Source organism: Sphaerisporangium sp. NPDC005289 (assembly GCF_040607455.1).
GTDB classification, from domain to species: domain Bacteria; phylum Actinomycetota; class Actinomycetes; order Streptosporangiales; family Streptosporangiaceae; genus Sphaerisporangium; species Sphaerisporangium rhizosphaerae.
In genome coordinates, this window is sequence record NZ_JBEXGS010000012.1 from 96066 (window position 1) to 110235 (window position 14170).

A 14170-nucleotide genomic window follows, 5' to 3' on the forward strand; every position below is an offset into this window, starting at 1 on the left:
AGGAGGTCACGTCCGTGACCCTCAATCCCATGCCGGAAACGCAGGCGCCCTGGCCCGGCCGCGACCGGCTGCGCATCACCGGCGTCCGGTCGATCGTCACCGCCCCGGAGGGCGTACCGCTGGTCGTCGTCCGGGTCGACACCAACGACCCCGGCCTGTACGGGCTCGGATGCGCGACGTTCACCCAGCGGTTCCACGCGGTCGCGGCCACCGTCGACCGTCATGTCGCGCCGCTGCTCGTCGGCCGTCACCCGGCCGACATCGAGGACATCTTCCGTATGATCCATTTCTCGTCGTACTGGCGCAGCGGCCCGGTCACCAACAACGCCCTGTCCGGCGTCGACCAGGCGCTGTGGGACATCGCCGGTAAACGGGCCGGCATGCCCGTCTACGAGTTGCTCGGCGGGCGGGTCCGAGCGGCGGCCGACACGTACCTGCACGCCGGCGGGGCCACCGTCGACGCCACCCTGCAGCAGGCCCAGGTCCTGCTCGCCCGGGGCTACCGGCACGTCCGGCTGCAGGTCGGCAGCCCCGGCGCCGGAACCTACGGTGCTCCGGCCACGCCCGGTGAGTACACCGGAACCCCGCATCCCGGCGGGTGGGACGTGCATCGCTACCTGCGCGACACTCCGGACCTGTTCGCGCAGGCCCGCGCGGTGCTCGGGCCCGAGCCGCACCTGATGCACGACGTCCATTCCCGGCTGACCGTCAAGCAGGCCGTCGGATTGGTCCGCCGGCTCGAGGAGTACCGGTTGTTCTTCCTGGAGGATCCGATCGCCCCCGAGTTCTACGACCGGCTGGGCGAGGTCCGCGCGGCCGCCCCCATGCCCATCGCCGCCGGGGAACAGGTGGCGTCGGTGGCCGACGCGGCCCGGCTCGTGACCGGTGGCGGCGTCGATCTGCTGCGTCTGCACATCTCCTCGATCGGCGGCCTGAGCCCGGCGCGCAAGCTCGTCGCCCTGTGCGAACTGCACGGCGTGGGCACCGCCTGGCACTCACCGGCCGACGTGTCCCCGGTCGGCGCGGCGGCGAACGTCGCGCTCGACGTGACCAGCGCGGCGTTCGTCATCCAGGAGGGTCACGAGTACTCATCGGCCGTCCACGCGGTTTTCCCGGGCACGCTCACACCCCGCGACGGCTACCTCTTCCCGTCGGACGCGCCGGGGTGGGGCATCGACCTCGACGAGCCGGAGGCGGCCAAGTACCCGCCGGTGGAGCACCGCCACGAACGGTGGTCGGCCCAGGTGCGGCAACTCGACGGCGGGATCGTGGCCCCATGAAGATCGACCGCGTCGAGACCTTCCTCGTAGCGCCCCGCTGGCTCTTTCTGAAGATCACCACCGACGACGGTGTCGTCGGCTGGGGCGAACCGGTCGTGGAAGGCCGCGCCGAGACCGTCCGGGCCGCGATCGGTGAGCTGTCCGACCTGCTCATCGGGGCCGACCCGATGCGCATCGAGGACCACTGGCAGGTCCTCACCCGCGGTGGCTTCTACCGCGGGGGCCCCGTACTGTCCAGCACCGTCGCCGGCATCGACCAGGCGCTGTGGGACATCGCCGGGAAGGTCCGCGGGGCGCCGGTCCACGAACTGCTCGGCGGGCCGGTACGCGACCGCGTCCGGATGTACGGGTGGGCGTACGGCGAGACGGCCGGACAGGTCGCCGAAGCCGCCGCGACGGCGATCGCAGCCGGATACACAGCCGTCAAGATCGCACCGCCGGGCCCGATGGCGTTCCTGGACACCCCCGCGGGCCTGAGATCCGTCGTCGATCTCCTGGCCAAGGTCCGCGATGCGATCGGCCCCGACAACGACGTGGCGATCGACCTGCACGGCCGGGCCTCGATCCCCGCCAGCCGTCGCCTCCTGCCACTGCTGGAGCCGTACGTGCCCCTGTTCGTCGAGGAACCGCTGCGACCGGAGTACTCCAGCGACATCGCCCGGATCGTCACGGCGACCTCATCGCCGATCGCCACCGGCGAGCGGCTCTACACCCGGCGCGAGTTCCGGGACGTCCTGGACGCCGGTGTGGCCGTCGTTCAACCTGACCTCTCGCACGCCGGAGGCATCTCCGAGGTCCGGCGCATCGCCGCGGTCGCCGAGATGTACGACGCGGTCCTGGCCCCGCATTGCCCGCTCGGCCCCATCGCACTGGCCGCATGCCTGCAGATCGACCTGGCCACACCCAACTTTCTCATCCAGGAACAGGCTCTCGGCCTCCACCACCACCACGGCCAGGACGGCCTGAACTATCTCGTCGACACCGACGTCCTGCGGTTGCGCGACGGGCACGTCGAGCGACTCGACGCACCCGGCCTCGGCATCGACGTCGACGAGAAGGCGGTGCGCGAAGCGGCGGCACGAGGCCACCGGTTCCGTTCCCCCATCTGGCGCGGCCCGGACGGCGCGTTCACCGAGTGGTGACGACCCATCCCGCGCCCGACCGACCAGCCACCGTGGAGATGACATGGCACTGTTCGACCTGCCCGAAGACCGCCTGCTCGGCTACCGGCCCGACGTCGCGGAGCCGGAGGACTTCGACGGCTTCTGGACCGCGACGCTCCAGGAAGCGCGCGCCCATCAGCTGAACCTCACCGTCACAGCGGCCGACAACGGGCTCGCGCTGATCGACACCTTCGACGTCACCTTCGCCGGCTACGCCGGCAACCCGGTCAAGGCATGGCTGCACCTGCCCGTCACCCGCACCGGTCCACTGCCCGCCGTGGTGGAGTACGTCGGATACGGCGGAGGCCGCGGCCTGCCGCACGAGAGACCTCTGTGGGCCATGGCCGGCTACGCCCACTTCATCATGGACACTCGAGGCCAGGGCGCCAAAGGCCCCAAGGGGGACACACCCGATCCCGACCCCGCCGGCGACCCCGCGTCCCTGGGCTTCACCACCCGAGGTATCGCCAGTCCGGAAACCTACTACTACCGCCGGGTCTTCACCGACGCGGTCCGGGCCATCGACGCCGTACGGCGACTGCCCTCGGTGGACCCGAGCAGGGTGGCCGTCACCGGGACCAGCCAAGGCGGCGGGATCGCCACCGCCGCGGCCGGCCTCGCGTCAGGTCTCGTGGCCGCCATGCCCGACGTTCCGTTCCTGGCCGACTTCTCCCGTGCCCTGGCCATCACCGACGCCTCGCCGTACGCCGAGATCACCGGCTATCTCAAGGTCCACCGGGACAAAAAGGATCAGGTGCTGCGAACCCTCTCGTACTTCGACACGGTCAATCACGCCAAACGGGCCGACGCCCCGGCTCTCTACTCCGTCGGGCTGATGGACCAGATCTGCCCGCCCTCGACCGTGTACGCCTCGTACAACCACTACGCCGGACCGAAGCAGATCCGTGTCTACCCGTTCAACGGCCACGAAGGGGGCCAGGCCTTCCAAGAGGCCGAAAAGCTGAGATTCGCCGCCAAGCCGCTCAGCGGATGAGCGGGGCGCAGCCGACCCGGTGGCGGCCGGGCTCACCTCACCATCACCAGCACCGCGAAGGAAGTGCCGGCATGCAGCCGCACCACACTCACCGATGGCTGCGCTGGCCATCGGATCCGTCCCGGAGCCGTCTCGCGTTCGGCGCCGACTACAACCCCGAGCAGTGGCCACGCCACATCTGGGACGCGGACGTCCGGGCCATGCAGGCGGCCGGCGTGAACATCGTCTCCTTGGCGATCTTCTCCTGGGCCCGGATCCAGCCGCAGGCGGACGTGTGGGACTTCGCGTGGCTCGACGAGGTCATGGACCTGCTGCACGCACACGGCATCGCCGTCGACCTGGCCACGGCGACGGCCTCCCCGCCGCCCTGGCTGACCACGATGCACCCGGAGATCCTGCCGGTCGACCGGGACGGCCGCACCATCTGGCCCGGTGCCCGGCAGCACTGGCGGCCGACTTCGCCGATCTTCCGATCGCATGCGCTCCGTCTAACCCGCGCACTCGCCGAGCGGTACCGCGACCACCCGGCGCTGACCGCCTGGCATGTCAGCAACGAACTGGGCGGCGACAACGCCTACGACTACTCCGACGACGCCGCGACCGCGTTCCGGAACTGGCTGCGCAGCCGATACGGCACCCTGGAGGCTCTCAACCGGGACTGGGCGACCACGTTCTGGTCACAGCGGTACAGCGACTGGGCGCAGATCCTGCCACCACGGCTGGCGGCCACGCACCCCAACCCGACGCAGCAACTGGACTTCAAGCGGTTCTCCTCCGACGCGCTCAAGGACCACCTGCGCGCCGAACGAGCAGTGCTGCACGAAGTGACCCCGGACATTCCCGTCACCACCAACTTCATGGTCATGGGCTGGTCCAAGGCCATCAACTACGCCGACTGGGCCGCCGAGGTCGACTTCGTCGCCAACGACCACTACACGACGCCGGGCCCGCAGGCGCACGACGAACTGTCGTTCTCCGCCAACCTCACCGGGAATCTGGCCGGCGGGCGGCCGTGGTACCTCATGGAGCACTCCACCAGCGCGCTCAACTGGCAGCCGATCAACGTCGCCAAAGCGCCTGGCGAGATGGCCCGCGACTCGCTCACGCACGTCGCGCACGGCGCCGACGCGGTCTGCTTCTTCCAGTGGCGCCAGTCCGCGGCGGGCGCCGAGAAGTACCACTCGGCGATGCTGCCCCACGCCGGCGTCGACAGCACCGTCTTCCGCGCCGTCACCGATCTCGGCGCCACGCTGCGCGATCTCGCCGAGGTGGCCGGCACGACGCGCCGGCCGGCCGGCGCGGCCATCGTCTTCGACTGGGAGTCCTGGTGGACGGCCGAACACGACGCGCACCCCAGCGACCGGCTCCGCTACCGGCAGGAGGCCCTCGACTGGTACACCGCCTTTCTCGAACTCGGTATCCGCGCCGACGTGGTCCCGGTCGACGCGCCGCTGGATCGCTACGGCCTGGTCGTCGCCCCGATCCTGCATGTCGTGCCTGGCGCGCTCGCCGACCGGCTACGCGGCTATGTCGCCGGCGGCGGCCACCTGGTCACCACCTACTTCTCCGGCATCGTCGACGAGCACGACCATGTCTGGCTCGACGGCTACCCGGGAGCCCTGCGCGATCTGCTCGGCATCCGGATCGAAGAGTTCGCCCCCCTGCCCGACGAGCAGATCGTCGAGCTCGACAACGGCACGGTGGGCACCCTGTGGACCGACCGCATCGACATCACCGATTCCGCGACCGAGGTCCTGGCCCGGTACGGCAATGGCGGCCAGACCGGCCGCCCGGCCATCACCCGCCGGGCCGTCGGGTCCGGATCCGCCGCCTACGTCTCCACCCGCCTGCGGCCCGCCGGGCTCACCGTCGTCCTGGCCGACCTGGCGGAACGAGCCGGCATCCACAGCGAACTCCCGCCGGGCCTGCGCGGTCGCGTCGAACTGGCCGTACGCGGACCGTACTGGATCCTGATCAACCGTACTGGACAGCCCCTCGACATCTCCGCCGTCGGCGGCGAACGGCTCGGCGCCGGGACCGCCACTCTGGCACCGCGCGGCGTAGCGGTCCTGCGTCGCGCCGCGGTCCTGGACTCGGCCGGTAAGTGATGATCACTTGGCCCTCGGCGCCCGCTACGGCGCTGCCTGTGCGGTCGGTCGCGTTCGTGTCGGTACCGCGCACGGTGGTGTCGTGAGCGCGCTGGCCGGTGCGCTGGCCCGGTGTCCGGTGATCGCGATCGTCCGCGCGCGGTCGGTCCGCTACGTCCCGGCGGTGCTCGATGTCCTGGCCGGGGCCGGGGTCACGGCGGTCGAGGTGACCCTGACGACGCCGGGCGGGCTGCGCGCCATCGAGGGTGCCGCCACGACGCCGGGGCTCGTCGTCGGGGCCGGCACCGTGCTGCATGCCGCGCAGGCCCGAGCGGCCGTGGATGCCGGCGCCCGGTACCTGGTCACGCCGGCTGTGGTGCCCGATGTGATCGCGGCCGGCGTCGACGCCGGTGTTCCGGTCGTGTGCGGCGCACTGAGCCCCACGGAGATCCTCGCCGCCGCCCGGGCCGGCGCGGCGCTGGTGAAGGTGTTTCCGATCGGGACGGTCGGCGGCGTCGGCTATCTGCGGGCGGTGCGTGCGCCGCTGCCGGACATCCCGCTCGTGCCGACCGGGGGCATTTCCGTCGCCGAGGGCGTCGGCTATCTGCGGGCGGGGGCCCGGGCGGTCGGTATGGGCGGGCCGCTTGTCGGCGACGCGGCCGACGGTGGTGACCTCGCCGCGCTCGCCGGCCGAGCCGAGACTCTGGTCCGGACGCTGCGCCCGGAGCCGGCCGATGCCTGATCTGGTCACGCTGGGCGAGGCCATGGCGGTCGTGCGCGCCACGGACGTCGGCCCGCCGCGGCCCGGCGCCGCGGCGCAGCTGTCGTTCGCCGGGGCGGAGTCGACGGTCGCGATCGGGGTCCGGCGGCTCGGCCACTCGGCGCGGTGGATCGGGCGTCTGGGTTCGGACGCCTTCGGTGACATGATCCTGGCCGCGCTGCGCGCCGAAGGCGTTGGTGTCGACGCGGTCGGTCGCGACGCGGACCGGCCCACCGGTCTGCTGGTCCGTCATCGGCGTACCGCGGACCGGGCGGCGGTGGCCTATTACCGCACGGGCGGTGCCGGGGCGGCGGTGGGGCCGCACGACGTTCCTGCCGACGCGCTGCCGGCGGCGCGCGTGCTGCACCTGACCGGAATCACCCCGGCGCTCGGGGAACGACCACGCGCCGCGGTCGAGGCCATAATGGCGGCGGCCGGCCAGGCCCGCACCCGGATCACCTTCGACGTCAACTACCGGAGTCGCCTGTGGTCCGCGGTCGAGGCCCGGCCGGTGCTGCGTCGACTGGTTGAGAGGTCTGCGACCGTGTTCGCCGGGGCCGAGGAGGCCGCCCTCGTGCTCGATCGGCCGGGGCCGGTGGACGCGATCCAGCTGGCCCGCGGCCTGGCCGAGCTCGGCCCTGAGGAGGTCGTGCTGAAGCTCGGGGCGGCGGGCGCCCTCGTGCTGGCCGGCGGCGACGTCACGCGGGTGCCGGCCGTGGCGGTGACGGCCGTGGACGTCGTCGGGGCGGGCGACGGATTCGTCGCGGGCTACCTGTCGGGCCTGCTGGACGAGCTGCCCCCGGCGGGCAGGTTGGCCCGCGGCGCCATCTGCGGGGCGTTCGCGGTGTCCACCACGGGTGACTGGGAGGGTCTGCCGACGCGCGCGGAGCTCGGCCTGCTCACCGGCGCGGATGTGGTGCGGTGACGCTGGTGCGAACCGGTCCCGCAACCGCCACCAGCCGGCAGACGCCGCCCGGGACGCTGGACGCCGCCTGGCGCCTGCCGCTCGTGCCTCTCGAGGGTGACGGCTGGTCCGGCCGCCCGGGCCTGCTCGCCAGCCGTGACGGCCGGTTGCTGTTCCCACGGTGGACCTCGCGGGTGCAGCAACAGGGCCCGCGGTCGATGTACACCGTGGCGAGCGACGCTGAGACCGGCCTCCACCTGCGATCCTGCCTGGAGATCGGCGCGGGCGGGCTGGTGCTGCTGCACCACGAGCTGACCAACCAGGGCGCCACCCCCGTCGATCTGGCCTGGCTGGAGGCCACCCTGCCGGTGCCGAAGACCGCCGGCCACGTCACCACCTTCGCGGGCCGCTGGACACGGGAGAAGTCGCCGCTGACCATGCCGATGCCGCGGGGAACGACCACACGCGAGTCCCGCCGCGGCCGCGGCGGGCACGACGGCCCCTGGGTGACGCTCGCGTCGGACGGGCGACCACTCAACCGGCACGGCGAGGTCTGGGCGGTCCACCTCGGGTGGAGCGCCGACGTCCGCCATCGTCTCGACCGGGTCACCGAACATGTCACCCTGCTCGGCGCCGGTGAGCTGCTGCGCCCGTGCGAGGTGCGCCTGGAGCCCGGGCAGTCCTACCGCAGCCCGACGGCGTACTTCGCGTGGTCGCCGGCCGGGCTCGACGGGATCGCCGACCGCTTCCACACCTGGATGCGCGCCCGGCCCCACCATCCCCGCACGGTCCGGCCACTCGTGCTCGACACGTGGGAGGCGGTCTACTTCCAACACGAACCGCTGCGCCTGGAGCAGCTCGCCCGGCACGCCGCCACCGTGGGCGTGGAACGGTTCGTCCTCGACGACGGGTGGTTCCGCGGCCGCCGGGACGACACCGCGGGGCTCGGCGACTGGGTGGCCGACCCGGACGTGTGGCCCGATGGCCTCGAACCGCTCGCGAACCTTGTCCACTCGCTCGGTATGCAGTTCGGGTTGTGGTTCGAACCGGAGATGGTCAACCTGGACTCCGACCTGGCCCGCACCGCCCCGCACTGGCTGCTGGCCGATCCCCGATCGGTCCCGTCGCCCGCCGACGTGTCCTTCCGTTCCCAGTACGTTCTCAACCTCGCCCTCCCCGAAGCCTGGGAACATGTGCGCGTCCGAATGTCCACGCTCGTCCGGACGTTGGGCATCGACTTCATCAAATGGGACCACAATCGGGATCTCGTCGAACCGGTGCACGAACACCTGCCGGGCACGCACGCGCAGACCCTCGCGGTGTATCGGCTGATCGAGCGCCTCAAGACCGACCATCCAGGCCTGGAAGTCGAGTCGTGCTCCTCCGGCGGGGCCCGCACCGACCTCGGCATCCTGGAGTTCGCCGACCGGGTGTGGGCGTCGGACTCCAACGACCCGGTCGAGCGGCAGGACATTCAGCGCTGGACGGAGCTCGTCCTGCCACCCGAACTCGTCGGCGCCCATGTCGGTCCCTCACCGTCACATTCGTCCGGTCGCCGCACGGCGTTGTCCTACCGTATGGCCACCGCGCTTCAGGGCTCGGCCGGCTTCGAGTGGGACATCACGCGCTGCACCGAGGAGGACCTCGACGCCGTCACCGCGTTCGCCGGCCTCTATAAGGAGTTGCGCCACCTGCTGCACACCGGCACCGTGGTGCACCCGGACGTGCTCGACGCGGCGCTGCGCGTGCGTGGGGTGATCGCAGCGAACCGCGAGGAGGCTGTGTTCACCATCGTCACCGTCGCCTCGATCGAGGAGGCCCTGACCGAGCGGCTGCGTCTAGTCGGCCTGGACCCCGAGCGTCGATACACGCTGCGCCTGCGGGACGAGATCGGCCCGGCCGAATGGGGCTGGGTCACCCCGGCGTGGATGAGCAAGCCGCCGGTCGTCGTACCGGGCCGGGTGCTGACCGAGGTGGGGCTGCAGCTGCCGACCCTGTGGCCGGTGCAGGCGCTCGTGCTGCACCTCAGCTCCGTATAGTCCGTAACGCGATCGCGCACGGCCTCGGACGATTCACCGCCAAGCAGATCGGGACAGGCGTCCCCCGCAAGATCCGCGTCCTGGGTGTCCCGGTGCGCGACGGCATGGTCGTGATCACCGCCGCGTCACTGGACCGGTGCTCGCAGAGATCTTCGCCAACGGTGTCCCCCGGGCGGCGGGGCTCCGGCCGGGCGGAGATGTCCGGTCTCACCGGGCATATCGGCGTTCGCCAGGCTTGCAACGGTCTGGTCTCGGGGCCTTGACGAGCGCTGTCGGCACGTGTGCAATGTCACACACCATCTGAGCCGTGCAGCACCCGCGAGGAGATACACGATGGGCAAATCGCGCATAGCGCTGGTCTGGTCGCTGGCGGCGGCCGTGGGCATGCTGACGGCCGGATGCGGCCAGGGCCTGCTCGGCGGCGGATCGGAGGAGGGCGGGGACAAGGGCCCCATCGCCCTCGGCATGCTCGTCCCGCAGTCGGGCAGCGAGGCGGCCATCGGCCCGTACATGAAGAACGCCGCCCAGCTCGCCGTGGACGAGATCAACGGCAAGGGCGGCGTCCTCGGCCGCAAGCTGGAGCTCAAGGTCGCCGACGACGCCTGCGACGCCCAGACCGCCGTGGCCGGCGCCAACAAGCTCGTCACCGAGGGCGTCAAGGTCTCGGTCGGCGGTTACTGCTCGGGGGCCACGCTGCCCACGCTGCCGGTCTTCGGCAAGGCGAACATTCCGATGATCATCCCCGCGGCCAACTCGCAGGAGCTGGTCGACCAGCACCTCAAGCACGTCTTCCTGATCAACGGCACCGGCACCCAGCAGGCGACGGCCGCCATGGCGTGGATCACCAAGCAGGGCGCCAAGAACGTCGCGCTGGTGCACGACAACACCAGCTACTCCAAGGACATCGCCGTCCGCACCCAGAAGCTCCTGGACGAGCAGGGCGGCCCGGAGACGGCGATCCTCGAGGCGGTCACGCCCAAGGAGAGCGACTACAGCGCCAACATCCACAACATCATGGCCAAGAACCCCGACTTCGTGTACTGGACCGGCTACTTCCAGGAGGGCGGCCTGATCATCCGCCAGCTCCGGCAGGCCGGGTACAAGGGCGCCATCATGGTCGGCGACGGCTCGGTGTCGGAGAAGATCGCCGAGATCGCCGGGGCCGAGGCGGCCGAGGGCGTCTACGCCACGATGACCCAGACTCCCGAGACCCTCCAGGGCGCCGAGACCTGGATCGCCGACTACACCAAGAAGTTCGGCTCGCCCCCCGGCCCGTACTCCAACCAGGCCTACGACGCCGTGCGCCTGGCCGCCGAGGCCGTCAAGAACGCCGGGTCCACCGACGGCGCCAAGGTCATCTCCGCGCTGGAGGCCGTCAACGGGTTCGCGATGTTCTCCGGCCCGCTGAAGTTCACCCCCGACCACACCCTGTCCACCGGCGGCTTCCAGATCCTGGTCGTGAAGTCCGGCAAGTTCGCCCTGCAGGACGCGCTCAAGTGACCGTGCGCGAGCGACACCCAGGGACGGCCGGCGCCGCACCGGCCGTCGCCGGCCCCGGAGGAATCCTCACATGTCACAGCTGATCTGGAACGGCCTGTTCGTCGGCTCGTTCTACGCGCTGGTGGCGCTGGGCTACAGCATGGTCTACGGGATCATGAAGCTGCTCAACTTCGCCCACGGCGACATCTACATGCTGGGCGCCTTCACCGGCTTCGCCGTCCTCGGCGCGGTCGGCGGCGTCTCGCCCGGCATGGCGCTCCCCGTGCTGCTCGGCGTGCTCGTCGTCACGATGGCCGTGACGGGCCTGTCCGGCGTGGTCCTCGAACGCGTCGCCTACCGCCCCCTGCGGAACGCGCCCAGGCTCTCGCTGCTCATCACCGCCGTCGGCGCCTCCTTCGCCCTGGAGTACGGCATGCGGGCCGCCGCGGGCGCCGACCCGCAGGTCTACCCGCTGCGGCTCGGCGGCACGGCGGTCCAGGTGCTGGGCGCCCGCGTCACCCTGCAGCAGATCGCGCTCATCATCGTCGCCGTCGCCCTGATGGCCGGGCTGAACCTGCTGGTCACTCGCACCCGCGAGGGACGCGCCATGCGCGCCATCGCCCTGGACCCGCGCACGAGCGCGCTGATGGGCATCAACGTCAACGCCGTCATCTCCCGCACCTTCTTCCTCGGCTCCGCGCTGGCCGGCGCGGCCGGGGTGATGGCCGGGGCCTACTACGGCAAGATCGACTTCCTGATGGGGTTCCTCATCGGGCTCAAGGCGTTCACCTCGGCGGTGATCGGCGGCATCGGCAACATCCCCGGCACCATGCTCGGCGGCCTGCTGCTCGGCCTGCTGGAGTCCTTCGGCACCTACTGGCTCGGCGGTGAGTGGCGCGACGTGTTCGCCTTCGGGGTGCTCATCCTGTTCCTGTCCGTGCGGCCTACCGGCCTGCTCGGCGAGCGCGTGACGGAGCGGGTATGACGACCGGCGCCAAGGCGCGCGGGCGGGGGACGCCCGTCGGCCGGGTCGCGTCGCGGCTGCTGGACAGCAAGTGGGCGGGCCTGGCCGGCCTGGCCGTCGCCGCCCTGGCCCCGTTCGTGATCGCCACCCCGTACGCGCTGTCGGTGATGACCAGCGCCGCCATCTTCGTCATGCTGGCCTCCGGCCTGAACATCGTCGTCGGCTTCTGCGGCCTGCTCGATCTCGGATACGTCGCCTTCTTCGCCGTCGGCGCCTACACCAGCGGCGTGCTGAGCACGCGGTTCGACCTGCCCCTGCTGGTCACCGTACCCGCCGTCATCGCGGTGACCGTGGTCGCCGGCGTCGTGATCGGCGCCCCCACCCTGCGGCTGCGCAGCGACTACCTGGCCATCGTCACGCTCGGCTTCGGCGAGATCATCCGCATCACCGCCAACAACCTGGAGGTCACCGGCGGCCCCTCGGGGATCTACGGCATCCCCGGCCTCGGCGGCGGCCCGGTCGTCTTCTACTACCTCACGGTGGTGATCGTGGCGCTCGCGGTCATCGGCGCCTCCCGGCTCGGCCGCTCCCGCCTCGGGCGGGCGTGGCGGTTCGTCCGCGAGGACGAGGACGCCGCCGAGGCCATGGGCGTGCACACCTACCGGGTCAAGCTGGCCGCCTACATCGCGGGCGCCATCTGGGGCGGGCTGGCCGGCGTGCTGTTCGCCGCGCAGCTGTCGGCCATCTCGCCGGGCAGCTTCACCTTCCTGCAGTCGGCCCTGGTGCTCATGGCCGTGGTGCTGGGCGGCATGGGCTCGACGCCCGGCGTCGTGATCGGCGCCATCGTCATCAGCCTGCTGCCCGAGGTGCTGCGCGACTTCGCCGACTACCGGTTCTTCGCCTTCGGGGTGCTGCTCATCGTCGTCATGCTGCTCCGCCCGCAGGGGCTGTGGCCGCACCGGTCCAGGGAGGCGAGCTCATGACCCTGCTGGCGGTGGAGGATCTGCGGCTGTCCTTCGGCGGACTGCTGGCCATCGACGGGCTGTCGTTCACGGTCGGCGAGGCCGAGATCGTCTCGGTGATCGGCCCCAATGGCGCGGGGAAGACCTCCGCCTTCAACTGCGTGACCGGGTTCTACAAGCCCACGGCCGGGCGCGTCGTGCTGTCCGGCCGGGAGATCACCGGCCTGCGGCCCTCCCGCATCGCCGGGCTCGGGGTGGCGCGGACCTTCCAGAACCTGCGGCTGTTCGGCGAGATGTCGGTGCTGGACAACGTCCGCGCCGGGGCCCACCTGTGGCTGCGGCAGAACTTCCTGGACGCGCTGCTGCACACCCCGCGCTACCGCCGCGGCGAGCGGGAGGCGACCGAGCAGGCCCACCACTGGCTCGACTTCGTGGGCCTGCGCGGCGACCGGTTCGGCGAGGCCCGCCACCTGCCCTACGGCGAGCAGCGCAGGGTCGAGATCGCCCGCGCCCTGGCGCGCAGGCCCGGCCTGCTGCTGCTGGACGAGCCGGCGGCCGGGCTGAACCACGGCGAGAAGGCCGAGATGCTGGACCTGATCCGCAGGATCCGCGGCCTCGGCATCGCCATCGTGCTGATCGAGCACGACATGGGCCTGGTCATGGAGGTGTCCGAGCGGGTGGTCGTGCTGAACTTCGGCCGCGAGATCGCCGACGGCCGTCCCGAGGACGTGCGCCGCGACCCGGCCGTCATCGAGGCCTACCTCGGCAGCGACGACGCCGACGCCGACGAGGCGGGCGGCGGGACGGCGAGGGGAGGCCGCGATGGCGGCGCTTGAGATCGAGGGGCTGGACGTCCACTACGGCGGCGTCCACGCCCTGCGCGGGATGTCGCTCACCGTCGGGGAGGGCGAGGTCGTCGCCCTGCTCGGCAACAACGGGGCCGGCAAGACCACCACCCTGTCGGCGGCCTCCGGCCTGGTGCGCCCGACCGCCGGCACGATCACCTTCCGGGGCCAGGACGTGACCCGCGCCAGGCCCGAGGCCATCGTCGGCGCCGGCCTGGTGCACGTGCCCGAGGGGCGCAGGGTCTTCAGCACCCTCACCGTGCACGAGAACCTCCAGGTCGGCGGCTACCTGGTGCGCGACCAGGCGGAGGTCCGCCGGCGCATCGAGCGGGTGTACGCGCTGCTGCCGCGCCTGGCCGAGCGCCGCGCCCAGCAGGGCGGCACGCTGTCCGGCGGCGAGCAGCAGATGCTGGCCATCGGGCGCGCGATGGTCACCGGGCCGCGCATGCTGCTGCTGGACGAGCCGTCGATGGGCCTGGCCCCGCTCGTCGTCGCCTCGGTCATGGAACTGGTGCGCGAGGTCAACGCCGAAGGGGTCTCGGTGCTGCTGGTCGAGCAGAACGCCAAGGCCGCGCTCAAGATCGCCCACCGCGGCTACGTGATCGAGAACGGCCGGTGCGTGCTGGCCGGGTCGGCGGCGGAGCTGGCCGGCGACTCCCGCGTCGTCGAGGCCTACCTGGGAGGTGCCTGACC

The 14170-nt window shown here is 71.7% G+C and carries 12 protein-coding genes; all 12 read left to right on the forward strand.

Annotated features, from left to right (window positions below; genetic code table 11):
• The first annotated feature begins 29 nt into the window (after positions 1-29).
• Entirely contained in the window at positions 30-1280 is a 1251-nt protein-coding gene (locus ABZT47_RS21840; protein ID WP_354844861.1) for an enolase C-terminal domain-like protein, read from the forward strand.
• On the forward strand, positions 1277-2422 hold the full coding sequence (gene dgoD / locus ABZT47_RS21845; RefSeq protein ID WP_354844864.1) for a galactonate dehydratase: 1146 nt from the start codon (positions 1277-1279) through the stop codon (positions 2420-2422). The genes ABZT47_RS21840 and dgoD overlap by 4 nt, the downstream gene beginning before the upstream one ends.
• Before the next feature lie 43 nt (positions 2423-2465).
• The gene (locus tag ABZT47_RS21850) at positions 2466-3437 is read left to right on the forward strand and encodes an acetylxylan esterase (protein WP_354844867.1); all 972 of its coding nucleotides are present in this window, start codon (positions 2466-2468) and stop codon (positions 3435-3437) included.
• A 71-nt stretch (positions 3438-3508) separates the two neighbouring features.
• On the forward strand, positions 3509-5545 hold the full coding sequence (locus tag ABZT47_RS21855; RefSeq protein WP_354844869.1) for a beta-galactosidase: 2037 nt from the start codon (positions 3509-3511) through the stop codon (positions 5543-5545).
• Between the two features lie 82 nt (positions 5546-5627).
• Positions 5628-6266 carry a bifunctional 4-hydroxy-2-oxoglutarate aldolase/2-dehydro-3-deoxy-phosphogluconate aldolase gene (locus tag ABZT47_RS21860; RefSeq protein WP_354844872.1) on the forward strand — a complete coding sequence of 213 codons (639 nt, stop codon included), beginning with the start codon at positions 5628-5630 and terminating at the stop codon, positions 6264-6266.
• Positions 6259-7209, forward strand: a complete 951-nt coding sequence (locus ABZT47_RS21865; RefSeq protein ID WP_354844874.1) for a sugar kinase — start codon at positions 6259-6261, stop codon at positions 7207-7209. Before ABZT47_RS21860 ends, ABZT47_RS21865 begins: the two co-directional genes overlap by 8 nt.
• Entirely contained in the window at positions 7206-9227 is a 2022-nt protein-coding gene (locus ABZT47_RS21870) for an alpha-galactosidase (RefSeq protein WP_354844877.1), read from the forward strand. Before ABZT47_RS21865 ends, ABZT47_RS21870 begins: the two co-directional genes overlap by 4 nt.
• Before the next feature lie 333 nt (positions 9228-9560).
• Positions 9561-10727, forward strand: coding sequence for a branched-chain amino acid ABC transporter substrate-binding protein (locus tag ABZT47_RS21875; RefSeq protein WP_354844880.1), 1167 nt, complete (start codon positions 9561-9563; stop codon positions 10725-10727).
• Positions 10728-10797: 70 nt separating this feature from the next.
• Positions 10798-11691: a branched-chain amino acid ABC transporter permease gene (locus tag ABZT47_RS21880; protein WP_354844883.1), complete on the forward strand. Its 894-nt coding sequence runs from the start codon at positions 10798-10800 to the stop codon at positions 11689-11691.
• Positions 11688-12653 (forward strand): branched-chain amino acid ABC transporter permease, encoded by a 966-nt coding sequence (locus ABZT47_RS21885; protein WP_354844886.1) that lies wholly within the window; start codon positions 11688-11690, stop codon positions 12651-12653. The genes ABZT47_RS21880 and ABZT47_RS21885 overlap by 4 nt, the downstream gene beginning before the upstream one ends.
• Positions 12650-13468: an ABC transporter ATP-binding protein gene (locus ABZT47_RS21890; protein WP_354844888.1), complete on the forward strand. Its 819-nt coding sequence runs from the start codon at positions 12650-12652 to the stop codon at positions 13466-13468. Before ABZT47_RS21885 ends, ABZT47_RS21890 begins: the two co-directional genes overlap by 4 nt.
• A complete protein-coding gene (locus tag ABZT47_RS21895) occupies positions 13455-14168 on the forward strand; it encodes an ABC transporter ATP-binding protein (protein WP_354844891.1) in 714 nt (237 codons plus the stop codon). Before ABZT47_RS21890 ends, ABZT47_RS21895 begins: the two co-directional genes overlap by 14 nt.
• The last annotated feature ends 2 nt before the right edge of the window (positions 14169-14170 follow it).